The sequence below is a fragment of the Kitasatospora sp. NPDC001660 genome, from assembly GCF_053596725.1.
In genome coordinates this window covers 56,326-78,858 of record NZ_JBSFGU010000036.1, presented here as the reverse complement: position 1 = coordinate 78,858, position 22,533 = coordinate 56,326, and the positions used below count along the sequence as shown (strand labels likewise).

The following is a 22,533-nucleotide window of genomic DNA, read 5'->3' as shown; positions in this document are numbered from 1 at the left end:
ACACAACCCACCCCCCCCCCCCCCCCCCCCGGGCCCCCCCCCCCCCCCCCCCACGGCCCCGCCCCCAACACTCTCCCGAGGGGACGGGGAAACCCGTTGGGGGCGGGGCAGGGCAGCGCCGTCCACGGGCAGCGGACCCGGGGGCGGGGCCCTTGTGCGGACGGTCCGAGGCTCAGGGACCGAGTGGCCGCAGGGGCCGCAGGGGCCGAGGGCGTCTGCGGGCCGGGCCGGGGACCCGGGGGCCGCCGGCGCGGGGCCCCGGCCACCGCCCCGGGCGAGCGCCCCGCAGGGGCAGGGGCCCGGGACAGGCCTGGACCGCAGGCCACCCCGAGGAGCGGACGAGCCCGGGGCCTGCCCGGGGCCTGGCCGGGGCGAGGCCGGGGCCTGGCCGGGGCGAGGCTGGGGCGGGGTCAGGTGATCGAGGCACCCGAGTCGATGCTGATGACCTGGCCGGTCATGCAGTCCTGCTCCAGGAACAGGTGGATCGAGCGGGCGACCTCCCGGGGAGTGACGAACCGCGGGATGGGCGCCTTGTCCCGCATCGCCTCGATCACCCGCTGCGGCAGCGTGTCCGTCATCCCCGTGATCATGAACCCCGGGGACAGGGCGTTGACCGTCACCCCCCGGCGCCCGCACTCCGCCGCCAGCGTCCGCGTCAGCCCGATCAGCCCCGCCTTGGACGCCGAGTACGCGGTCTGCCCGGCCGTGGCGATCAGCGCGGAAGGAGAGACGACGTTCACCACCCGACCCCACCGCGAGCGCAGCATCCCCGGCACACACACCCGCGTGGTGTGGAACGAGCCGATGAGGTTCGTGTCGATCACCTGACGCCAGTCGGCCGGGGACTGCATCGCCATCAGCGCGTCCCGGCGGATCCCGCCGTTGTTGACCAGCACGTCCACCGGCCCCAGCGCCGCCGTGATCCGTGCGACCATCGCGACGACCGCGTCGTGGTCGGCCACGTCCCCGCCCACCACCACATGGTCGTTGACGAGCCTGCCCGCCACCTCCAGGGCCCCCTCACGGGAACTGTTGTAGTGGACCGCGACCCGGCAGCCCGCCGCGTCCAGCTCCAGCGCCAGCTCCCGCCCCAGCCCTCCAGAGGCACCGGTCACCAGCGCCACCGGCGCCGCCGGCCGCCGCCCGGACACATCCTGGCCGCTCACGCGCTCCCTCCCCAGGTCAGCAGCATCGAACCCCACGTCATCCCGGCACCGAACCCGGCCAGCAACACCGTCTCACCCTCCCGGATCCGCCCCGCGTCCAACGCCTCCGCCAACGCGATGGGCACCGAACCCGACGCCGTGTTGCCGTACCGCTCCAGATTCGCCACCAGCCGGTCGGCAGGAATACCCGTATGGTTGAGCACCGAATTGATGATCCGGATGTTCGCCTGATGCGGCACCACGTGATCCACCTCCTCGGGACGCACCTTCGCCTGCTCCAGCGTCTCGCGGATCGTCCGCACCGTGTAACGCACCGCGTTCAGGTAGATCTCGTTACCGTTGATCTGCGCGTAGTGCAGACCCCGGCGCACCGTCTCCTCACTGGTGGGCAACCGCGAACCACCCGCCAGGACCTTCAGACTGTCCTTGCACGAGCCGTCCGCACCCAGATTCCACGCCCGCACCCGATCAACCGGCCCCGGGACCAGGACCACCGCGCCCGCACCGTCACCCACCAGAATCGACAGATCCCGGTCCCGCGGATCCGCCGTCAACGTGTGCGTGTCCGAACCCACCACCAGCACCGGCCGCGGATCCATACGCATCAGACCCGCCGCCGTCACCAGCGCATACACGAACCCCGCACACTCCGCGTTCACGTCATGCGCGCTCCCGGCGATCCCCAGCGCCTCGTGCACGAACGCCGACGTCGCCGGCGACGGCTGCTCCGGCGTCGCGGTCGCCACGATCAGATGCGCCACATCCGCCCCCGACAACCCCGCCCGCACCAACGCCCGACGCCCGGCCTCCACCGCCATCGACGCCGTCGTCTCACCCGGCGCAACCGCCCGACGCTCACGGATCCCACACCTGGACACGATCCAGTGCTCATCCACACCGAACCGCTCCGCCAGCTGCGCACTCGTCACCACCCGGCCGGGAACCCACATCCCCCACCCGGCGACATCGAAACCGCTCATCACCCGGCCCCCGCCCCCGCTCAGGAACCCGCCCGGCCCACCAGCGCCAGAATCCGCCCGTGCACCACCCGCAGCGTCGTCGTGTCATCGATGTCCGCGAACAACGACTCATCCGCCGGAATATGCGGATAGGCGTTCTGGAACCCGTACAGCCACTCCATCAGATCCAGCGAATCCACATCCGCGATGTGCTGCAACGCCGCATCCGCATCAATGGCCTGCGCACCCGACACCGCCTGCAACTGCGCGGCCAGGTCCTCAACCGTGGGAATCTCCGACATGACACAACCATCCCTTCCACCACACCCCCCGACACACCCGTGCCGGAACAAAGGGCGCCCAACCACACACCGCACCCCGACACAAGACAGGACACGGCCACACAACCGAACCAGGCACCGCCGGACAACACCCGACACCACCAGGAACAAGCCAGACGAAACACCGGCCCCACAACAGAACCGGACCAAACAACCGGCACCACACGGAAACCGGAACGAACACCACCCGGCGGAACCGGCAGGAACAGCCGGCACCAGGTGACGCCGGAGCACCACCGGACGAAGCCGGGCACAACAACCGGCACCAGACGGAGCCGGGTGACACAGGCCCCGCCAGACGGGAACCAGACGAACCAACCGGCACCACGAACAACCAGGTGATCCAGCCGGCACCACAAGACGCCGGAGCACCACCGGAAGAAGCCGGGCACAACAACCGGCATCAGACGGAGCCGTGGTGGTACGCGGGGCAACCGCCGTACGACACACGGCAGTACCCCAGGCACAGCACCACGCCCGATGCGGCGAGCAGCGGCACCGTGCGGCCGCACCGCACACACACAGCGGTACGACGGCGCGGTCCACGATCACACGGCAGCGCCGGCAACGCGGTACAGCAACCGAGCCCCACAACACCCGGACAACGCACACCGGCCCAGGCCGGCAAGGCAGTACACGGGTGGTGCAACGCGCGGGTACAACACACCGGCCACAAGCCACAGCCGGCCGTACACACCGTCCAAGCAATGCAGGCGGTGCAGCGGTACAGGCGGTGCGGGCGGCACGGCCGCAACCGGCAGCCAGGCAGAGCAGACGAAGCAGCAGAGCCACCCCACAGCCCTACGGCACAAAACCGTCCAGGCAGCACGGGCCCCGCCGGCCGTCCAGAGCGCACCAACCATGCGAACGGCACAGGCCAAACGGATGATGCGGTGGAACAGCCCCGCCCCGCAACAGCCGTACAGCACAAGCCGCAACGAACCGGCCCGGACAGCACGGGTGGTGCAACGCGCGGGTACAACACACCGGCCACAAGCCACAGCCGGCCGTACAGACCATGCAAGCAGTACAGGCGGTACAGGCGGTGCAGGCGGCACGGCCGCAACCGGCAGCCAGGCAGAGCAGACGAAGCAGCAGAACCACCCCACAGCCCTACGGCACAAAACCGTCCAGGCAGCACGGGCCCCGCCGGCCGTCCAGAGCGCACCAACCATACGAACGGCACAGGCCAAACGGATGATGCGGTGGAACAGCCCCGCCCCGCAACAGCCGTACAGCACAAGCCGCAACGAACCGGCCCGGACAGCACGGGTGGTGCAACGCGCGGGTACAACACACCGGCCACAAGCCACAGCCGGCCGTACAGACCATGCAAGCAGTACAGGCGGTGCAGCGGCACCTGCAGCGGCGCTGCCTCGCAGGGCGGCACGAGCGCGCCGGCCACGCGGGCCGTCCGCAGCGCACAAGCCGTGCGAGCGGTACAGGCCGCACGGATGGCGGCGTCGTGCAGCCGTAGCGCGCAACCGCCTTACTGCGTAAGGCCCTACAAACGATGCGGATGCTTCGGACCGCACAGGGAATGCGGACCGTACAAGCCCTACCGGCCGTACAGGACACGGCGGCAGAGCGGACAGTACAAGGTGGTACGGCACAACAGGAGCAGGCGGTACACGAGCGGGCACAGCGGTGGTACAGGAGCGGACGCGCTGCCCCAAGGGGGGGCAGCATCCCGCCCCCGGGGCCTCACAAACGCCCCGCGAGCCGGCGGCCGCGAGCCCGAACCCCGGGACCCCACAGGCCCCGAAGACGGCCCGGGTACACGGACCACGCTGGTGACGTGGACCGCCGGCCCGGGCCCGGGCCACCCCCTCAAGGAGAAGACCCCAGGAGACGGTGCCCGGCAGGCCCCGCAACCGTGCTGCGTTCCGCCAAACGCATGGAACCCGCCCCCACGCAAAGACCCCGCAACCAGGCCACGCACCCACCGCTTGCGCGCCACTTGCGAGGGACGCGCTTTCCTGACCCACGACCGCTCCACAGTTCCCGGCACTCCCGCACGCCCACCCGCCCGGCCACCGCGTACGGCCTCACGGCCACACCCCACAGGCCCGCCCCACCGGGCACCAGACAACAGCCGGCACCAGGCACCCCACAGCCAAACGCCACCCACCACCGGGCAGCGGACAGCGGACAGCGGACAGCGGCACCGAACGACCAAGCGCCGCACACGCGGGACGCACCACGCTCCACCAGCCACAGGCGCCTGACAGCGGCACAACCCACACAAAGACACCACCGCACCACACGGGACACCGGCCACCGGCCGGACACCGAACGCCCCACACCCGACGCACCACCGGGCACCAGGCACCGAACGGCCACGCACCACAAGCACCAACTGGCCAGCCGCCCGGCACCTGCCACCGCACGGGACCCACCCGAACGGAAAACCCTGCCGAACGGCCGGACACCGAACGCCTCACACCCGACGCGTCACCGGGCCACGGGCAGCGGCACCGAACGACCAAGCGCCGCAAGCACCGCACGCACCACGCTCCACCAGCCACCGGCCACCGGTGCCTGACAGCGGCACAACCCGCACGAAAGCCGGCGCCGGCCACCACGCGGCACCACCGCCCGCCACCACACGGGGCACCACCCACCGGCCGGACACCGAACGCCCCACGCCCGACGCGTCACCGGGCCACGGGCACCGGCACCGAACGGCCCGTCACCACCGGGCACCGAACGGCCAGGCACCGCCCGCACGAAGACACCACCGCACCACGCGGGACACCGCCACCGGCCGACAGCCCCACCGAACAGCCAAGCGCCACAAGCCCCGAATACCCGACGCACCACCGGGCACCAGGCACCGAACGGCCACGCACCACAAGCACCACCGGCCGTTCACCGAACGCCCCACGCCCAAGACACCACCGGGCCGCGGGCACCGAACGGACCGTCACCACCCGCCCTCACGAAGGCACCACCGCGCCACCGGGCACCGAAGGGCCAAGCACCGCCCGCAGGAAGGCACCACGGCCCGACCGACCGCCGGCACCACCCGCCGGCACACCGGCACCGTCCCGCAGCTGGCGACCGGACACGACCACACCCGGACACCCCTCACCGGGCACCGGCACCGGCACCGGCACCGGCACCGGCACCGGCACCGGGAACACTCCCGCACCGTCCCCGCCCGGACCAGCCGCCCGGACGACCCGCCCGGCCAAAGCGTGTCAGCGCCCCGCGGGCCCGCCCGCCGGCACCCCCGACCGTCCCCCGACCAGAACAGGACACCCCGCATGACCACCATCGACGCCCGCTCCATCAACCCCGACGTCGAAGCCATCCGCCACCACTACGAGGTCCCCAACGACCTCTACCGCCTCATCCTCGGCCCCACCATGATGTACTCCGGCGGCTACTGGGAAGACGGCGAAGACCTCCTCGACACCCTCGACGAGGCCCAGGAACGCAAGCTCGACGTCTTCACCGACCTCGCCCGCGCCGCGAACACCCCCAAGGTCCTCGACATCGGCTGCGGCTGGGGCACCATGCTCAACCGCCTCACCACCGTCCACGGCGTGGCCCACGCCGTCGGCGTCACCCTCTCCCGCACCCAGGCCGACTTCATCACCGCCCTCGACAACCCCCGCATCCAAGCCCGCGTCGAATCCTGGGAAGACCACAAGGCCGACGGCGACCCCTACGACGCCGCGTTCTGCATCAACGCCCTCGAACACTTCGTCCTCTCATCCCTCACCCCCAAGGAACGCACCCAGCGCTACCGCGTCTTCTTCAAGCAGGTCCACTCCCTCCTCAAGCCCGGCGCCCGCTTCGTCCTGCACACCATGACCGTCGAAAACCCCCCACTGCGCCGCCAACTCCTCGACGACCTCAAGTTCCTCCAGCGCGAAGAATTCGAAGGCTGCCACATCCCCCGCCTACCCGAACTCGCCACCGGCCTCGACGGACTCTTCGAAGTCACCGAAATCCGCAACGAACCCGAATCCTTCGCCCGCGCCTGCCGCGCCTGGCTCGAACTCCTCGCCACCCGCCGCACCGAAGCCATCACCATGACCGACGAAACCACCGTCCAGCGCTTCGAACGCTACCTCGACATCTTCGCCTACACCCTCGAAGACCACATCTTCAACAACTTCCGCATCACCCTCACCCGCCGCGCCTGACAAGAAAGCCACCACCATGACCACCACCACCCCCCACCCCACCCACACCAACGACAACAACCCCAACAACAACGCCGGCACCAACACCAGCACCAGCACCGGCACCGGCAAGAACACCGGCGCCGCCACCGGCAAGAACACCGGCGCCGGCACCGGCGAAGGCACCCACACCGCCACCCACACCGCCACCGCCACCACACCCACCGACACCACCCCGCTGCGCCACCTCAAAGTCGCCGTCATCGGCACCGGCTTCTCCGGCCTCGGCACCGCCATCCGCCTCCTGCAGACCGGCACCGACGACTTCCTCGTCTTCGAACGCGCCAACGACCTCGGCGGCACCTGGCGCGACAACACCTACCCCGGCTGCGCCTGCGACGTCCAGGCCCACCTCTACTCCTTCTCCTTCGCCCGCAACCCCAACTGGGCCTCCACCTTCGCCACCCAGGCCGAAGTCCACGCCTACCTACACCACTGCGCCGAAAAATTCGGCATCCTGCCCTACCTGCGCTACAACCACGAACTCCTCGCCGCCCACTGGAACGAAACCAAACGCCACTGGGACATCCACACCAGCCAAGGCCACTACACCGCCCAGATCCTCGTCACCGCCACCGGCTACCTCTCCGACCCCGCCATCCCCGACCTGCCCGGCCTGTCCACCTTCACCGGCACCCTCTACCACTCCGCCACCTGGCGCCACGACCACGACCTCACCGGACGCAACGTCGCCGTCATCGGCACCGGCGCCTCCGCCATCCAATTCGTCCCCCACATCCAACCCAAAGTCGCCCGCCTCGACCTCTACCAACGCACCCCACCCTGGATCGCCGCCAAACCCGACAAACCCAACACCCCCCGCCACACCTGGATGCTCCGCCACCTCCCCGGCTACCAACAATTCCGCCGCAACTTCAACAAACACGGCCGCGAAATCATCGCGTTCTTCATGTCCCGCCCCTCCCGCACCACCGCCATGAAAAACATGGCCGCCAGCCACCTCAAAAAATCCGTCCCCGACCCCGAACTCCGCACCCGCCTCACCCCCGACTACACCATCGGCTGCAAACGCCTCCTCTTCTCCAACACCTGGTACCCCGCCATCCAACAACCCAACGTCGACATCATCACCACCCCCATCGACCACATCGGCCCCACCCACATCACCACCACCGACGGCCAACACCACACCATCGACACCATCATCCTCGCCACCGGCTTCACCCCCACCAACCGCCCCATCGCCCACCGCATCCACGGCAAAAACGGCACCACCCTCGCCCAAACCTGGACCCAACACGGCATGCAAGCCCACCGCGGCACCACCATCCACGGCTACCCCAACCTCTTCATGATCCTCGGCCCCAACACCACCCTCGGCCACTCCTCCCAAACCATCATCATCGAAGCCCAAATCACCTACATCATCAACGCCCTCAAAACCATCAACACCCACCACATCACCAGCCTCGAACCCCGCCCCCAAGCACAAAAAAACTACAACACCCAACTCCAGAAAAAACTCAAAAACACCGTCTGGAACACCGGCAACTGCCACAGCTGGTACACCGACCAACACGGCAACAACCCCACCATCTGGCCCACCTACACCCGGAAATACCACAACCAAACCCACCACTTCGACCACACCAACTACCAAACCACCACACAGGCGACCCCCGACAACTGACACCGCGCTCAGCAACGGGCCGGCCCCCTGCCGCCACGCAGCACCACGGGGCCCGGCCCACAGCCATCCCGCCCCCCGGAAGGCGAGGTCAACTCGCGTGCACACCATCGACGTCGTCGACGAAACCGTCCTCGACCACCCCACCCACCCCGTCCGGCCCGCCATCCTCGACACGCTCGCCCACCTCAACACCAAGCTCCACGCACACCTCAACAACGCCACCAAGGACACGAACGCGTGATCACCACCGCGACGCCGCCGGCCCTGCCGATGCGCGGCGCCACACGCGGTCCCGTCCGGTGGGCGGAGGCGTTCGGGGACGGGCCGCAGGCGCCGCTCCTCCCGGCCGAGGCCGCGCACATCGCCGGGCGGCCGGAGCGGCGCACCCGGCAGTTCACCGTCGCCCGTACGCTCGCGCGGCGGGCGCTCGAACAACTCGGTTACGCACCAACACCGTTGCTGCCCGGGGCCGGGGGTGCGCCGGTGTGGCCGGACGGGGTGGTCGGCAGCATCACGCACTGCAACGGGTACACCGCGTGCGCCGTCGCGCCGGCCGGGCGGCTCGCCTCGCTCGGGATCGACGCGGAGCCGGCCCGGCCGCTGCCCGCCGGCATCCTGGGGCTCACGGCTTCCGCCGCCGAGCAGGACGGGCTCGCACAGCTGCCTCCGGGCGAGGCACCGTGGGACCGGCTGCTGTTCAGCGCCAAGGAGGCCGCCTACAAGGCCTGGTACCCGCTCACCCGCCAGTGGGCCCCGCTCGCCGAGACGCCCGTGACGGTCCACCCCGACGGGACCTTCACCACCCACCGCGACGGCCGTGCGTTCACCGGCCGCTGGCACCACACCGGCGGCATCCTGATCACCACGATCGCCCTCCCGTGAGCCCGTGCCAGGATGGCCCCATGCTGAACGCGGCGCTGCGCGCCTCCACCTCGCCGTCCTGGTCGGACCGGGCGAACGCCGGCCGGCAACTCGCCGCCCACGCGGACGTCCCTGCCGTCACGGAGGTCCTCCGCCGTCTCCTTCAGGACGGCCGCGACACGGCCGTCACGCAGCAGACGGCGGAGGCGCTGCTCGAACGGCGCGATGTCCTGGGCCTGCGGCTGGTCCTCGGGGCCTTCGCCGGCGCCGACTTCGACACCGCCGACCACCTCAGCGACGCGATCCTCAACGTCTGTCTCCAGTCGGACGAGGACCAGGAGTACTTCGAGGGCCTCACGTCGGAGCTGGCGTCGGACGCGGAGGCCGACGAAGCGGCGCGGACGGAAGCCGTGCACCTGCTCCAGCGCTGGAATCCGCGGCCGTGATGTTGACGTGGATCGCCGAGGTGGCAAAGGAGCCACTGGCGTTGGAGCCGGCCGACCGGCGCGTGGAGTGGGAGACGAACACCTGGTTGCTCGGCGGGTCGGGGGACGACCGGCACATGCCGGAGGCCTCGGAGGTCGTCGCCGTCTTCGAGCGGGTCGCCGATCGCCTCCGGGCCCGGATTCGGGAGAGGGGTCGGTGGCCCCGGACGACCTGCCCTTCGGTGGCGCCCCAGAAGTGGACCTGCGCCAACAACGTCAAGCCCCTGCAAGGACGTCAGGCGTGCTGGTGCCCGCCCGGATCACACCGGGCGGGCACAGAGGCGCTTTTGTCGCTCAGCGCGAGCCACGGCCGTGCAGGAACAGCGCACGGGTGAGGGCCGCCAGGCCCGCCGTGCACAGCAGGGTGCGGAGCATGTTCGTGGCCACCCAGGTGCCCTCGAACTTCTCCCGCACGCCGTGGAAGTCCGTGATGTGCGCCGGGTCGCCGGCGGCGGCCAGCTGGTTGTTCAGCGGGATGTTGACACCCATCGTGACCATCAGCGCGGCCACGTACAGGACGGTCGCGGCCGCCGCCCAGAACGCCGCGCTGCGCCGGCCGGCCCGGTACTGCAGGAACGCGGCGACACCGGTCGCGGCGAACGCGCCGACGAAGACCAGGCCGAACAGCCCGTTCTCGATCGCCTTGTTGATGTTCTGCATCGCCGTCACGTACGTACGGTCGTCGCCCTTGGCCAGCCCCGGCATCACCGAGACGTCGAAGGCGAAGAACAGGCCCGCCATCAGGCCCATCGCGATGGTCGCCGCCACCAGCACGGGCCCGGCGGCCTTGCCCTGGGCGGCGGGGACGGCGGGGGCGCCGTAGGCGGAGTGGAAGGTGGTGGGTGGTGCGGTCCGGTTGGTGCTCATCAGTACTCCTTCGGGACACGGATGGTGCGGTGACCGGTCACAGGACCGGGGCCAGGGTGCGCCGGTAGCGGCGTTCCAGGACGGTGCGGCCCAGCAGCCGCACCGGCGCCGGGATGGTCGCCGCGACGGCGGCCACCGAGGCCGCGTCCGCGCCGTCGAACATCCACGGCTGCAGGTAGGTCATCACCTGGGCGGGGGCGCTCCCGATGATCCGCCGCTCGACCCGGCCGTACTCCGCGACGCCCAGGGTGGCGAGCACCGGGAACACCACTCGCTCCTCGTGCCGCAGGTGGTCGCGGACCAGGTCGGCGAACTCCTGGGCGGCTTCCGGGAGTTCCACGACCCGTCCGGTGGTCAGGACGCCCGCCACCCGGCTCATCGAGCGGTCCAGGGCGCCGTGGTCCTGCTCCAGCGCGCCGCTCCCGTCGAAACCGGGCACGTGCCCGCGCAGGTAGGGCCAGAGGATCTCGTCCTCGCTGTGGTGGTGCCAGTCGATCACCGCGCGGAGCCGGCCGAACCACTCACCCAACGCCCGTGCGCCACCGGGCCGTACGCTCCGGGCCGCCGCGCACAGGCGGGCCGCGTCGCGCCGCATCGCCACGTGCATCAGGCCGAATCCCCGGATGTGCTCCGGGAGGCCGCCCAGACCCTGCTCGCTCGACCACACCATGCTCTCGTTGCCGGACATGACGCTCCATCACCTCCGCTGGTGTACCTGACCGTTGCCCGTCCCGTGCATCGATGGGAACACACCGTCCGAACGCCGGACCACGCATTTCCACTCCTCCTCCAGCCGCCTTCTAGCGATCGGCGGAAATGGCCACCGACAGGACACGGGAACGGCGTTCGGACCAACACGGCCGGGGATCTCCGTCAAACAGCCGCGCATCGGCCGTGTGCCGGTTCCGCCACACGGCCGCCGCCGGGATCGCCTGAAGAAGAACGTCGAGAAGTACGTCAGGCAGTGGCGGAAAAGGGCGAGGCCCCCGGGGGCGGTGCTCCCGGGGGCCTCGTGCTCGGTGGTGGTTCAGCCGGTCGTCAGCCGACCATGGCGGCCAGCACGCTGCGCCAGTCCTCGCCCGGTTCGGGGCGGAGGGGGACGGCGAGGGTCTCGGAGCCGTAGTGCCAGGGGCGTCGGAGCTCCGGGTCGGCGTCCGGGCCGGGCGTGACGGCGCTCCGGGACCCGAGCAGGCGGACGAGCTCGGCCGTGAAGTCCGCCCAGGAGACGTGGCCCGTCACGGCGTTGACGATCCGCCCGGCGGCGGGCGGCTGCTCCGCCGCGCACGCACCGAGGGCTCGGGCGAGCGCGGCCGAGTGCACCCAGCAGGCGCCGGCCCAGGCGGGACCGTCGGGCAGGGTGATGGGCCGGCCGGCCAGGGCATCCTGGTAGAGGGCGCCGGTGGAGCCCCAACGGAGCTGGTCGCGCAGCCGCCGGTGCGGGCCCCAGACGATCGGGGCGCGCACGATGCTCGCCGGGCCCCGGCCGGACTCCAGGAGGATCCGTTCGCAGTCGAGCTTGGCCCGGCCGTAGGGGCTGAGCCCCGGGCCGGACTCGGCGCCCTCGGGGACGTCGGTGCCGGCGGGCCGGCCGTAGGCGTCGATGCTGCTGACGAAGACGAACGGCCCGCCCCGCCAGCCGTCCACCAGGGCGCGCATCGCGGCGACGTCGGTGGCGTGGTCGGTGAAGGTGCACGCGGCGTGGATGACGGCATCGGCGCCCTCCACCGCGCGGCGCAGGCTGTCGGGGTCGGCGAGGTCGCCCTCGGCCAGCTCGACGCCGTTGAGGGCCGGCAGGTGGGCCGACTCGGGGCGGACCAGCGCCCGCACCGGGCGGCCCTGGGCCATCAACTCCTGCAGCACGGCCGCGCCGACCCCGCCGGTGGCGCCGGTGACCAGGACCGTACCGGCGCGAGCCCGCGTGACCGGGGCGCCGGTACGGGCGAGGGCGGCGCGACGCTCGTCGGCCCGGGTGGCGAGGAGCGCGGCGAGGGCGCGCGGGGTGCGCTGTTCCAGGACGTCGAGGCCGGTCAGCGGGAGGCCGGTGCGGGTGCGCAGGCGCTCGGCCAGCTGGACGGCGACCAGGGAGTGGCCGCCGAGGTGGAAGAAGTCGCCGTCGGCGGCCGGAGTGGTGCCGAGCAGTTCGCCGAAGGCCTCGCGGACGGCGGTCAGCGGGCCGCGTTCGTCGGCCGCCGGCCGGGCGGCGCCGGGCAACCGGGCGTGGTCCGGGCTGCCGTCGGGGTGCCGTGGCAGGCGGTCCAGCAGGACGACGGCGGCCGGGAGTTCGGTCGTCCGCACGGCGCGGCGCAGACCGGATTTGAGCTCGGCGCCGGTGGGCGCGACCGGGCCGCGCACGACGGCGTAGCCGAGCAGCGGGCCGTCCGCCGACCGGGCGAGCGTCGCCTCGACGACCCGCGGATCGGCCAACAGGGCGGTGAGCGCCGGGTGTTCGGAGGCGGTGAGCCGCTCGCCGGGAAGCTCGTCGACGCGGCGGTCCCCGTCGGCGGCAACGGCGGCGAGCAGTTCGGCGAACGCGGTGAGCAGGCGTCCGGCCGTCTCCTCGTCGAGGGCGTCGCGATCGTGCTGGACCAGGCAGCGCGGCCGCGGGCCGTCCTCGACCAGCAGGGCGAGGCCGAACTTGGCGAGGCCGAGGTCGAGTTCGACGGTCTCGGCGGCGAGGCCCGGCAGCGCGAGCGGCTCTGCGGGGCGGACGACGTCGCAGCTGACGGAGAGCAGGGGGGTGCCGTCCGCGCCGCGCGCCGAGGCGCCGAGGCGTTCGAGGACCAGGTCGAACGGGACCTCGTGGTGCTCCTGCGCGTCCAGCAACGCGGCCCTGACCCGGCCGAGGACCTCGGTGAAGGCCGCGTCGCCCGCGATCTCGGCCCGCAGGGCGAGGGTGTTGACACTCAGGCCGACGGTGTTCCGCAGGTCGACGCGGTGGCCGCTGGCGCAGCCGAGGACGAGGTCGGCCTCGCCGGAGGCGGTGCGCAGCGTCGCGAAGGCCGCCGCCAGGACGACGCCGAACAGTGTGGCGCCGTGCCGGGCGCCGAGGCGGCGCAGCCCGTCGACGGTGCCGGGGGCGAGCGGGGCGGCGTGCAGGGCGGCGCGGCGCTCGCGGGTGCCGGGTGGGACGGGCCGCAGGAGCGGCAGCGGGCGGGCGCCGGCCAGGTGGGCGGCGCGGGCGTCGGCGGCGGCGGTGAGCTCGGCGTCGCGGGAGCGTTCGCGGCGCGCGTGGTCGGCGTACGCCGGGCCGGGCGGCGGGAGTTGGGCGGGGCGCCGGTCGCGTGCGGCCTGGTAGAGGGTGGCGAGTTCGGCGCCGACGATCGGCAGGGAGCCGCCGTCGACGGCGATGTGGTGGATCGTGAGGAGGAAGGTGTGGTCCTCGGGCGCGTGCCGGAGCAGCAGTGCGCGCAGGACCGGGCCGGTGGCGAGGTCGAACGGGCGGGCGGCTTCGGCGGCGAGCAGGCCGGGGGTGTCCGCCTCGGTGGCGTCGAGGACCGGGAGCGGCACCGGGGCCGTCGGCGCTGCCTCCTGGTAGGGCTGGTCGTCCCGGCTGCCGTAGTGCGTGCGCAGGACGGCGTGCCGCTCGGTGAGCGCGGTGAGGGCGGTGGCGAGCGCTGCGGGGTCGAGCGGGCCGCGCAGGCGGGTGGCGAGCGGGACGTTGTAGAGGGCGCCGCCCTGGCCGAGGTGGTCCATCAGCCACATCCGCTGCTGGGCGTGCGAGAGCGGGGCGGGGCCGGTGGGCTGGGCGGGCGGGGCGGGGCGGGTGGCCGCAGGGCGCGTCCGTCGGCGGGCACGCTGCAGGAGGTCGGCCTGGTCGACGGCGCTCATCGGGCCACCCCCTGCGCCTCGGCGCCCGCGTCGGCTTCAACCTCGCGCAGGGACCGTTCGAGCAGGTCGGCCTGGGCCGCGACGGTGGGGTTGGCGAGGAAGTCGGTGAGCGAGAGTTCGACGCCGAGGTCCTCGCGGAGGTCGTCGACGACCCACATGGCGAGCAGCGAGTGGCCGCCCTCGGCGAGGAAGTCGGCGGCCGGGGAGGCCACCCGGCGGCCGAGGGCGCGGGACCACGCGTCGGCGACGGCCTGCTGGATCGGCGTGAGCTCGGCGGCGTCCTCGGCCGGGCCGGCCGGGCCGGAGTCCTCGGCGAGCGCCCGGCGGTCGACCTTGCCGGTGCCGGTGAGCGGGAGGACGTCCAGCATCGCCCACGCGGTGGGCACGAGGTGGGCGGGCAGCCGCTCGGCGAGCCGGGCGCGCAGGGTGTCGGCCTGCGGGCGGGTTCCCTCGACGGGCACGACGCACGCGGTGAGGGCGGCGTCCGGCCGGCCGGCCCGGCGCACGACGACGGCCGCCTCGGCGACCTCGGCGAACTGCAGCAGCGCGTGCTCGACCTCCTCCGGCTCGATCCGGAAGCCGCGCACCTTCACCTGGTGGTCGACGCGGCCGTGGAACTCCAGGACGCCGTCTGGGCGTTGGGCCGCGAGGTCGCCGCTGCGGTAGGCCCGCCCGACGCCGGGCAGCTCGCGGAAGCGCTCGGCGGTGAGCTCGGGCCGGTCGAGGTAACCGTCGGCGATGCGGGCGCCGGCGATCCACAGCTCGCCGACGGTGCCGGTCGGCACGGGGGCGAGCCGTTCGTCGAGGACGAGCACGCGGGCGCCGCCGAAGGCACGGCCGATGGGCACGGGACCGGCGCAGTCGGCCGGGTCGACGCGGTGCAGGGTGGTGAAGGTGGTGCCCTCGGTGGGCCCGTAGCCGTTGACGAGCTCCAGCCACGGGAAGGCCCGCAGCACGGCGGCGGAGTGGTCGGGCGAGAGCGCCTCACCGCCGACGGCGAGGGTGCGCACGACGCCGAAGATGCGGGACTGGCGGGCGGCGAGGTGGTGGAAGAGCGCGGTGGTGAGGAAGAGCACGGTGACGCCGAACCGTTCGACGTCGGCGGCGAGTTCCTCGGCGGTGGGCCGATCGGCGGGCGAGACGGCCACGGCGGCGCCGTTCGCGAGCGGCGCCCACAGCTCGAGGGTGGAGGCGTCGAAGGTGACGGCGGAGTGGAACAGGACGCGGTCGCGCGGCTCGACGCGGATCCCGTCCCGCGCGGTGACGAGGTCGGCGATGCCGCCGTGCGGGACGCGGACGCCCTTGGGCCGGCCGGTGGAGCCGGAGGTGAAGAGCACCAGGGCGGTCGCGGCCGGGCCGGCGGTGGGCAGGGCTTCGGCGGTGGGCTCCTCGTCGGTGCCGCGCTCGCTGAGGACGAGGGTGCGGTCCTCGGGCAGGCCGGCCTCGGCGAGCAGGGCCTTGTCGCCGAGGGTGAGCTCGACGCCGGCGTCCGCGAGCATGTCGGCGATGCGCGGGCGCGGGTAGGCGGGGTCGAGCGGGACGACGTGGCCGCCGGCGTGCCAGACGGCGAGCTGGGCGACGACGAGGCGGGTCGAGCGGGCGCAGAGCAGGCCGACGGCGCTGCCGGGGCCGACCCCGCGGCCGGCCAGTACGGTGGCCAACTTCAGTGCGGCGTCGGTGAGTTCGCGGTAGGTCAGGACGGTGGTGCCGTCGGTCACGGCGAGCGCGTGCGGGCGCTCGGCGGCGTTCCGGGCGATGAGGGCCGGGACGGTGTCCGCAGCGGACATGTGTGGTTCCCTTCCGGGCGCCCCGGCGTCGGCCGGGGCGCCCTGGGTCAAGGCTTCGAGGACGCGGTCAGGCGGTGGCGCCGGTGCGCCGCTCGTCGACCAGCCGCGCGACGGCGCGCAGGTCGGGCTGGCGCAGCAGCACCGCGGCGCGCAGCCGCACGCCGTACTCGTCCTCCAGTGCGGCCAGCAGGCGGGCGGCGGCCAGGGAGTTGCCGCCCGCGTCGAGGAAGTTGTCGAGCGGGCCGAGGTCGGCGCGGCCGAGCAGGTCGCGGCTGAGCCTCAGGACGGTGCGCTCGGTCGCGGTGGCGCCGTCCTCGGCAGCGGAGGTCTCGGCCGCCTCGGCGGCCAGCAGCGCGGCGCGGTCGACCTTGCCGTTGGTGTCCAGCGGGAAGGTGTCGACCAGCCGGACGAGCGAGGGCACGGCCTGTTCGGGCAGCCACGGGCGGACGGCCTCGATCAGGTCCGCGGCGGCCGGCGGCCGCTCCGACGCGGCCTGGACGAAGGCGAGCAGCCGGTGGCCGCCCGCCGCGGCCGGTGCGGCGGCGACGACGGCGCGGCGCACCCGGGCGTCGCGCTCGAACGCGGCCTCGACCTCGGCGGGCTCGATCCGCACACCGCTGACCTTGACCTGGTCGTCGAGCCGGCCCAGGAACTCCAGCACGCCGTCGGCGCGCATCCGGACCCGGTCGCCGGTGCGGTAGACGCGATCGGAGCCTTCGACGCCCTCGGGCGCGCCGACGAAGCGGCGGGCGGTGAGCTCGGGGTCGAGGTAGCCGGCGGCGAGGCCCCGGCCGCCGATGCGCAGTTCGCCGGCCTGTCCGCGTGGCACCGGCCGGCCGGCCTCGTCGGTCACGATGACGACGGCGCCGGGGATCGGCAGGCCGATCGGCGGCGCGTCGGCGCCGTGGTCACCGCCGGGGGCCATGGTGTGGACGGTGGTGGCGACGGTGGCCTCGGCCGGACCGTAGGCGTTGTGGACGGTGGCGGTGACGTCCGGCCCCGGGGTGCGGCGCAGCCGGTCGCCGCCGATGGTCAGGTGCCGCAGCGCGAGCCCGGCGGGCCAGGGCCGGTCGAGGACGGGCTCGGCGAGCGGGGTGGGCAGCACGGCGACGGTGATCCCGGCCTCGCGCCACCAGTCGGTCAGGGCGCCCGGGTCCCAGCGGACCGCGTCGGGGGCGACGCTGAGGGCGGCGCCGGAGGTGAGGGCGGCCCACAGCTCCAGGACGTGCGGGTCGAAGGCCACGCCGACGAGCAGGCTGTGCCGTTCGCCGGGGCCGAGGCCGGTGACGTCGCGGTACCAGTGGAGCAGCGCGCCGAGGGCGGGCCCGCCGACCGCGACGGCCTTGGGGGTGCCGGTCGAGCCGGAGGTGAGGACGGCGTAGTGGGTGCCCTTGGGGATCTCCACCGTGCTCCCGCCCTCGGCGAAGGCGGCGATGACGGTGGCGGCGGCGTTGGCCCCCTCCGTCGGCACGGCGAGCTTGAGCTGCTCACCGGCCTGGTGGCCGGGCGGCAGCAGGGCCGGGTCGCCGACCAGGCAGGCGGGCCGCAGCTGCTCGGCGACGGCCTGGAGGCGGCGCTCGCCGGGGCGTGGGCCGAGCGGCAGGTGGACGGCGCCGAGCTTGGCGGTGGCGAGGGTGACGGCGGCCAGGGCGGCCGAGTGGTCGAGGCAGACGCCGACCAGGTCGCCGGGGCGCACGCGCTCGCGCAGCGCGTCGGCGACCTGGTCGGCGAGGCGGTCGAGCTCGGCGTAGGTCCAGGTGTTCTCACCGTCGATCAGGGCGGGCGCGTCCGGGGTGCGGTGCGCCCAGGTGGTGAAGAGGTCGAGTACCGCGCCGTCCCGGTGCGGACGGCCGTACGCGATGCTGAGGGGTTCCATCATCGTCTCCCGATTCAAGTGACAGTCTTCTGACGGGGGTCTTCTGACCAGACGTCAGTTCAGGCCCATGGAGCGGGCGATGATGACCTTCTGCACCTCGGAGGTGCCCTCGATGATCGTCATCATCCGGACGTAGCGGTAGAGGAACTCCAGCGGGTGGCCGCGCACCCAGCCGGTGGCGCCGTGCACCTGGAGCGAGCGGTCGACGGCGCGGACGGCGGTCTCGGAGGCGGTGAGCTTGGCGAGGGCCGCGTTCTCGGGCGACTCGGTGCCCTCGTCGACCAGCCGGGCGCACGCGAGGGTGAGCAGCTTGGAGGCCTCCACCTCGGCCCGGGTGGTCACCAGGTGTTCCTGGACGTGCTGGTAGTCGCCGATCGGCCGGCCGAAGGCCTGCCGCTCGCGGGCGTACTCGACGCCGGCGCGCAGCGCGTACTCGGCGACGCCGTTGCACATCGCGGCGACGACGAGCCGGCCGCGCGAGAGGCTGTCGATGGCGAGCGCGGTGGCCGCGCCGATGCCTTCCTCGCCGCCGATGACGGCCTCCGGCCCGACGGTGACGCCGTCCAGCAGCAGCTCGAACAGCGGCTCGCCGGACATGCCCTCGTAGCGCTGGCCGATCCGCAGGCTGGGCTGGTCCATCGGCAGGACGAAGGCGGTGGCGCCCACCGTGCTGCCGTCGCCGAGGTCGGTGGCGGCGACGACGAGCACGATGCCGGCCCGGTCGGCGTTGCTGACGAAGGTCTTGCGGCCGTTGAGCACCCAGCGGTCGCCGGTGCGGACGGCGGTGGTGGTGAGCCGGAACGCGTCGGAGCCGGCGTGCGGCTCGGTGAGGGCGAGGCAGCGGGTCTGCTCGCCGCGCACCAGCGGCACGAGGTGGCGCTCGATCTGCTCGGGCGTGCCGTGGCGCAGCAGCGGGCTCGGACCGTCGGAGCCGGCGAGGGCGTACGGCGCGAGCGAGCAGCCGCTGCGGCCGGCGGCGTGGTGCAGCAGGACGACGGCGGTGAACGGCATGTCGGAGCCGCCGAGTTCCTCGGGGTAGTCGCCCGCGTAGAAGCCGAGCGCGGCGGAGCGCTTGCGGACGTAGGCGCGCAGGTCGGCCGGCGGCTGGTCGGCGGTCTCGGGCAACTCGGCGGCCAGTGGGACGAGTTCGCGGCGGATGAAGCTCTCGAACGCGTCGACGAGCTCGCGGTGGCCGTCCTCCAGGACGGCGGACGGGGCGGTCATGCGCCTACCTCGCTTCGTTCGGCAGGGGCATTCCCCGGGGTGCACCTCGTGTTGGTTCGCTCTCCCCCAGCCTTCGGCCGGGGGTACGCCCACCGCTCGTTCACTTGGTCTCTCCGGTCAGGGCGCGGGCCTGGTCGGCCAGGACGGGGTGGCGGAAGAGGGTGCGCAGCGGGGGCCGGGTGCCGAGGTGGGGCTCCAGCCAGGCGGCGACCTGGGCGGCGAGCAGGGAGTGGCCGCCGACCTCGAAGAAGTGCGACTCGGCGGTGAACCGGTCGTGGCCGAGGACCTCGCGCCAGGCGGCGGCGACGAGTTCCTGCCCGGGCCCGTCGAAGGAGGCACCGGTGGCGGCGGGGGCTTCGGCGGGGGCGGTCGCCTCGGCGGCGAGCCGGGCGAGGGCGGCGCGGTCGGGCTTGCCGCCGGGCAGGGTCGGCATCGCGGGCAGGGCCGTCCAGGTGGCCGGGACGAGTCCGCCGGGCAGGCGCTGCGCGAGGGCGGTGTGCAGGGCGGCCTGGTCGGGGCGGTCGGTGCCCTCCAGGAAGCCGACCAGGCGCGGGCCGGTCCCGGGATCGGTGTGCAGGACCACCGCGCAGGAGCGGCCGCCGAGTTCGGCGGAGGCGGCGGCCTCGATCTCCTCCAGCTCGATGCGGTGGCCGCGCAGCTTGACCTGGTTGTCGGTGCGGCCGAGGAAGCGCAGCCGTCCGCCGAGGTCACGGTAGCCGCGGTCGCCGGTGCGGTAGACCCGGCCGAGGCCGGGCAGGTCGCGAAAGCGCTCGGCGGTCGGCTCGGGCAGGCCCAGGTAGCCCTCGGCCAGCAGCGTGCCGCCGACGGCGAGTTCGCCGACGCAGCCGGCCGGCAGCGGGCGCAGCGCCGCGTCCAGGACGTGCATCCGCACGCCGGGCAGCTCGGCGCCGAGCGGCACCTCGCCGTCGCCGTCGAGGTCGGTGGGACCGACCTCGTGGACGGTGGAGGTGACGGTGGCCTCGGTGACGCCGTAGGCGTTGAGCACCGTGGTGGCCGCGGTCAGGCCGGCGAGGGCCCGGGCGGGCAGCCGCTCGCCGCCGAGCACGAGCAGGCGGGGCGTCCAGCGGCCGTCGCGCAGCGCCTCGTGGAGGTCCTCGCGGACGGCGAGCAGGTAGCTGGTGGGCAGGTTGGCGACGGTGACGCCGCGGGCGGCGAGGACGGCCACCAGCTCGGGCCCGGTGGGCACTTCGCGCTGCGGCACGACGAGGGCGGCGCCGGCGGCGAGCGCGGGCAGCACCTCTTCGAGGGCCACGTCGAAGGACGGGCGGGCGAAGAGCAGCACGCGGTCGGCGGGGGTCAGCCCGTAGCGGGCGGTGATCGCGCCGACGTAGCCGGCCAGCGCGTCGCGGCCGACCAGGACGGGCTTGGGCACGCCGGTGGAGCCGGAGGTGTGGATGACGTAGGCGGCGCCGTCGAGCACGGCGGCGGGCTCGGCCTCGGGGAAGGCCGGTCCGTCCAGCAGCGCGGGGGTGACGCCCTCGGCGGGCAGGGCCAGCGCGCTCTGGCGGGTGGCCAGCACGAGGGCCGGGGCGAGGCGCTCCAGCAGCAGGCCGAGGCGGGCGGCCGGGTCCTCCGGGGACAGCGGCGCGTACACGGCGCCGTGGCGCAGGCAGGCGAGCAGGGCGACGACGCTGTCCACGCCGCGCGGTAGGACGGCGGCGACCGGCTGGCCGGGCTCGACCCCGGCGGCGCGCAGCCGCTCGGCGAGCTCGGACACGCGGCGGTCGAGCTCGCCGTAGGTGATCCGCTCGGTGCCGGCGACGAGGGCGACGGCGGTGGGGTCGTGGGCGGCGGCCGGGTCGAGGGTCGTCGGCTGCGGGTGTGCCACGTCGGCGGTCTCGGCCGCGAAGGCCGCCAGGGCGGCGAGGGGCTCCCCCGGCCGGTCGAGGTAGGCGCGCAGCAGGTCCAGCAGCCGCTCGGACAGCAGCTCGGCCTCGGACTCGTCGAACAGGTCGGCGTCGTAGTCCCACACCAGGGTCATGCCGGCGGCGCCGTGCTTCTCGCCCACCACGCGCCGGTCGTCCGGCATCAGCACGAGGTCGAGGTCGAAGCGCGTGGTGCCGGTGTTGAAGCCCTCGTGCAGGAGGACCTCCAGGCCGGGCACCCGGACGTCCGGGAGCGCGGCGTCGTGCGCGCTGAACATCACGTTGAACAGCGGGTTGTCCGCGCCGGTGGTGTGCAGCCCGAGGCGGCGGGTCAGCTCCTGGACCGGCAGGTCCTGGTGCGGCAGGGCGCGCAGCAGGACGTCCGTCACCTCGTCGACGGCCTCGGTGCCCGGCACCTCGGCGTCCAGCCGCAGACGCAGTGGGACGGTGTTCACGAACATGCCGACGGTGCCCTCGAAGCCGGCCGGTCGGTTGCCGACGGCGGTGCCGACGACGATCTCGTCGCGGCCGCTGTGGCGGCGCAGCAGTTCGGTGAACAGGGCGAGCAGCGTGCTGAACGGGGTGTGGCCGTCGGCCTTGCTGCGCTCGCGCAGCCGCTCGGCGAGGTCGGCGCCGACGGCCTGGCGCAGCTGCCCGCCGCGGTGGCGGCGGACGGCGCCGGGCCGGGCGAGCCCGGGCAGCGTGACCTCTCGCGGGGCGTCGGCCAGTTCGCGGAGCCAGAAGGCGAGGGCGTCCTCGCCCGGGCCGGTGGTGGTGCGGACGTGCTGCTCGTAGGAGGGGGCCGGGGCCAGCTCGTAGGGCTCGTTCAGGACGTGGGCGCGGTAGACGGTGAACAGGTCGCGCAGCAGGATCGCGAAGGAGTGGCCGTCGTGGATCAGGTGGTGCTCGACGTGGACGAGCCGGTGGTGGTCGTCGGCGAGGCGGACGAGGTGCCAGCGCAGCAGCGGTGCCTGGGTGGTGTCCAGCGGCTCGGCGGCCTCGGCGGCGAGCAGGGTGCGGAAGGCGGCCTCGGGGTCGGTCTCGGCCGAGAAGTCGCTGGTGCGCAGTCGGGGCTCGCAGTCCTCGGCGACCCGCTGGCCGGGCACGCCCTCCGGGCGGGCGACCAACTCCAGGCGCAGGCCCGGGTGGTGGGCGACGACGGCGGTGAGGCCGGCGCGCAGGGCGTCCTGGTCGACGGCTCCCCAGAGGTCGAGGACGGCGGTGAAGTTGTAGGCGCGACTGCCGGGCAGCATCTGCTCGTGCAGCCAGACGATCTCCTGCGAGGAGGAGAGTGCGAACATGGGCGGCTACTCCCTTGTGGTGGCGGGCGTGTTCGTCCTGCGGTGGCGGGGTGGACGTGGGGTGGGGTTCCATCCCGCCGGGACCGGGCGCGCCGGGGTGGTGGC

General features: G+C 73.5%; 15 protein-coding genes. 5 read left to right on the top strand and 10 right to left on the bottom strand.

Annotation, left to right across the window (positions count from 1 at the left end; all coding sequences use genetic code 11):
* Positions 1-410: 410 nt before the first annotated feature.
* Genes ACWCXH_RS29705 through ACWCXH_RS29695 form a run of 3 tightly spaced genes read right to left on the bottom strand, consistent with a single transcriptional unit; the run spans position 411 to position 2,427 of the window.
* Positions 411-1,166, bottom strand: coding sequence for an SDR family NAD(P)-dependent oxidoreductase (locus ACWCXH_RS29705; protein ID WP_449804569.1), 756 nt, complete (start codon positions 1,164-1,166; stop codon positions 411-413).
* Positions 1,163-2,146 carry a 3-oxoacyl-ACP synthase III family protein gene (locus ACWCXH_RS29700; protein WP_449804568.1) on the bottom strand — a complete coding sequence of 328 codons (984 nt, stop codon included), beginning with the start codon at positions 2,144-2,146 and terminating at the stop codon, positions 1,163-1,165. Before ACWCXH_RS29700 ends, ACWCXH_RS29705 begins: the two co-directional genes overlap by 4 nt.
* Before the next feature lie 20 nt (positions 2,147-2,166).
* Positions 2,167-2,427, bottom strand: a complete 261-nt coding sequence (locus ACWCXH_RS29695) for a hypothetical protein (protein ID WP_449804567.1) — start codon at positions 2,425-2,427, stop codon at positions 2,167-2,169.
* 3,308 nt (positions 2,428-5,735) lie between these two features.
* Between ACWCXH_RS29695 and ACWCXH_RS29690 the strand changes: the two genes are divergently transcribed.
* The 5 genes from ACWCXH_RS29690 to ACWCXH_RS29670 all read left to right on the top strand — a co-directional run bounded on the left by ACWCXH_RS29690 (position 5,736) and on the right by ACWCXH_RS29670 (position 9,620).
* Positions 5,736-6,623 carry a class I SAM-dependent methyltransferase gene (locus ACWCXH_RS29690; protein WP_449804566.1) on the top strand — a complete coding sequence of 296 codons (888 nt, stop codon included), beginning with the start codon at positions 5,736-5,738 and terminating at the stop codon, positions 6,621-6,623.
* Between the two features lie 16 nt (positions 6,624-6,639).
* Positions 6,640-8,313: a flavin-containing monooxygenase gene (locus ACWCXH_RS29685; RefSeq protein WP_449804565.1), complete on the top strand. Its 1,674-nt coding sequence runs from the start codon at positions 6,640-6,642 to the stop codon at positions 8,311-8,313.
* A 97-nt stretch (positions 8,314-8,410) separates the two neighbouring features.
* Entirely contained in the window at positions 8,411-8,554 is a 144-nt protein-coding gene (locus tag ACWCXH_RS29680; RefSeq protein WP_449804564.1) for a hypothetical protein, read from the top strand.
* A complete protein-coding gene (locus ACWCXH_RS29675; RefSeq protein WP_449804563.1) occupies positions 8,551-9,195 on the top strand; it encodes a 4'-phosphopantetheinyl transferase family protein in 645 nt (214 codons plus the stop codon). The genes ACWCXH_RS29680 and ACWCXH_RS29675 overlap by 4 nt, the downstream gene beginning before the upstream one ends.
* 20 nt (positions 9,196-9,215) lie before the next feature.
* Positions 9,216-9,620, top strand: a complete 405-nt coding sequence (locus ACWCXH_RS29670) for a HEAT repeat domain-containing protein (RefSeq protein ID WP_449804562.1) — start codon at positions 9,216-9,218, stop codon at positions 9,618-9,620.
* Positions 9,621-9,953: 333 nt separating this feature from the next.
* Here ACWCXH_RS29670 and ACWCXH_RS29665 read toward each other — a convergent pair whose 3' ends face one another.
* From ACWCXH_RS29665 to ACWCXH_RS29635, 7 genes are all read right to left on the bottom strand, one after another.
* The gene (locus ACWCXH_RS29665) at positions 9,954-10,526 is read right to left on the bottom strand and encodes an anthrone oxygenase family protein (protein WP_449804561.1); all 573 of its coding nucleotides are present in this window, start codon (positions 10,524-10,526) and stop codon (positions 9,954-9,956) included.
* 37 nt (positions 10,527-10,563) lie between these two features.
* The gene (locus ACWCXH_RS29660; protein WP_449804560.1) at positions 10,564-11,214 is read right to left on the bottom strand and encodes a hemerythrin domain-containing protein; all 651 of its coding nucleotides are present in this window, start codon (positions 11,212-11,214) and stop codon (positions 10,564-10,566) included.
* 350 nt (positions 11,215-11,564) lie between these two features.
* A complete protein-coding gene (locus ACWCXH_RS29655; protein WP_449804559.1) occupies positions 11,565-14,354 on the bottom strand; it encodes a condensation domain-containing protein in 2,790 nt (929 codons plus the stop codon).
* A complete protein-coding gene (locus tag ACWCXH_RS29650; RefSeq protein WP_449804558.1) occupies positions 14,351-16,141 on the bottom strand; it encodes a non-ribosomal peptide synthetase in 1,791 nt (596 codons plus the stop codon). Before ACWCXH_RS29650 ends, ACWCXH_RS29655 begins: the two co-directional genes overlap by 4 nt.
* 67 nt (positions 16,142-16,208) lie before the next feature.
* Positions 16,209-18,017: an amino acid adenylation domain-containing protein gene (locus ACWCXH_RS29645; protein ID WP_449804557.1), complete on the bottom strand. Its 1,809-nt coding sequence runs from the start codon at positions 18,015-18,017 to the stop codon at positions 16,209-16,211.
* Positions 18,018-18,071: 54 nt separating this feature from the next.
* The gene (locus ACWCXH_RS29640) at positions 18,072-19,241 is read right to left on the bottom strand and encodes an acyl-CoA dehydrogenase family protein (RefSeq protein WP_449804556.1); all 1,170 of its coding nucleotides are present in this window, start codon (positions 19,239-19,241) and stop codon (positions 18,072-18,074) included.
* Between the two features lie 100 nt (positions 19,242-19,341).
* Positions 19,342-22,428, bottom strand: coding sequence for a non-ribosomal peptide synthetase (locus ACWCXH_RS29635; RefSeq protein WP_449804555.1), 3,087 nt, complete (start codon positions 22,426-22,428; stop codon positions 19,342-19,344).
* Between the last annotated feature and the right edge of the window lie 105 nt (positions 22,429-22,533).

Excerpts from the sequence above, each read along its gene's own strand:
- ACWCXH_RS29700 (WP_449804568.1), bottom strand. The coding sequence starts at position 2,146 with ATGAGCGGTTTCGATGTCGCCGGGTGGGGGATGTGGGTTCCCGGCCGG.
- ACWCXH_RS29695 (WP_449804567.1), bottom strand. The coding sequence starts at position 2,427 with ATGTCGGAGATTCCCACGGTTGAGGACCTGGCCGCGCAGTTGCAGGCG.
- ACWCXH_RS29690 (WP_449804566.1), top strand. The coding sequence starts at position 5,736 with ATGACCACCATCGACGCCCGCTCCATCAACCCCGACGTCGAAGCCATC.
- ACWCXH_RS29685 (WP_449804565.1), top strand. The coding sequence starts at position 6,640 with ATGACCACCACCACCCCCCACCCCACCCACACCAACGACAACAACCCC.
- ACWCXH_RS29670 (WP_449804562.1), top strand. The coding sequence starts at position 9,216 with ATGCTGAACGCGGCGCTGCGCGCCTCCACCTCGCCGTCCTGGTCGGAC.
- ACWCXH_RS29665 (WP_449804561.1), bottom strand. The coding sequence starts at position 10,526 with ATGAGCACCAACCGGACCGCACCACCCACCACCTTCCACTCCGCCTAC.
- ACWCXH_RS29660 (WP_449804560.1), bottom strand. The coding sequence starts at position 11,214 with ATGTCCGGCAACGAGAGCATGGTGTGGTCGAGCGAGCAGGGTCTGGGC.
- ACWCXH_RS29655 (WP_449804559.1), bottom strand. The coding sequence starts at position 14,354 with ATGAGCGCCGTCGACCAGGCCGACCTCCTGCAGCGTGCCCGCCGACGG.
- ACWCXH_RS29650 (WP_449804558.1), bottom strand. The coding sequence starts at position 16,141 with ATGTCCGCTGCGGACACCGTCCCGGCCCTCATCGCCCGGAACGCCGCC.
- ACWCXH_RS29645 (WP_449804557.1), bottom strand. The coding sequence starts at position 18,017 with ATGGAACCCCTCAGCATCGCGTACGGCCGTCCGCACCGGGACGGCGCG.
- ACWCXH_RS29640 (WP_449804556.1), bottom strand. The coding sequence starts at position 19,241 with ATGACCGCCCCGTCCGCCGTCCTGGAGGACGGCCACCGCGAGCTCGTC.
- ACWCXH_RS29635 (WP_449804555.1), bottom strand. The coding sequence starts at position 22,428 with ATGTTCGCACTCTCCTCCTCGCAGGAGATCGTCTGGCTGCACGAGCAG.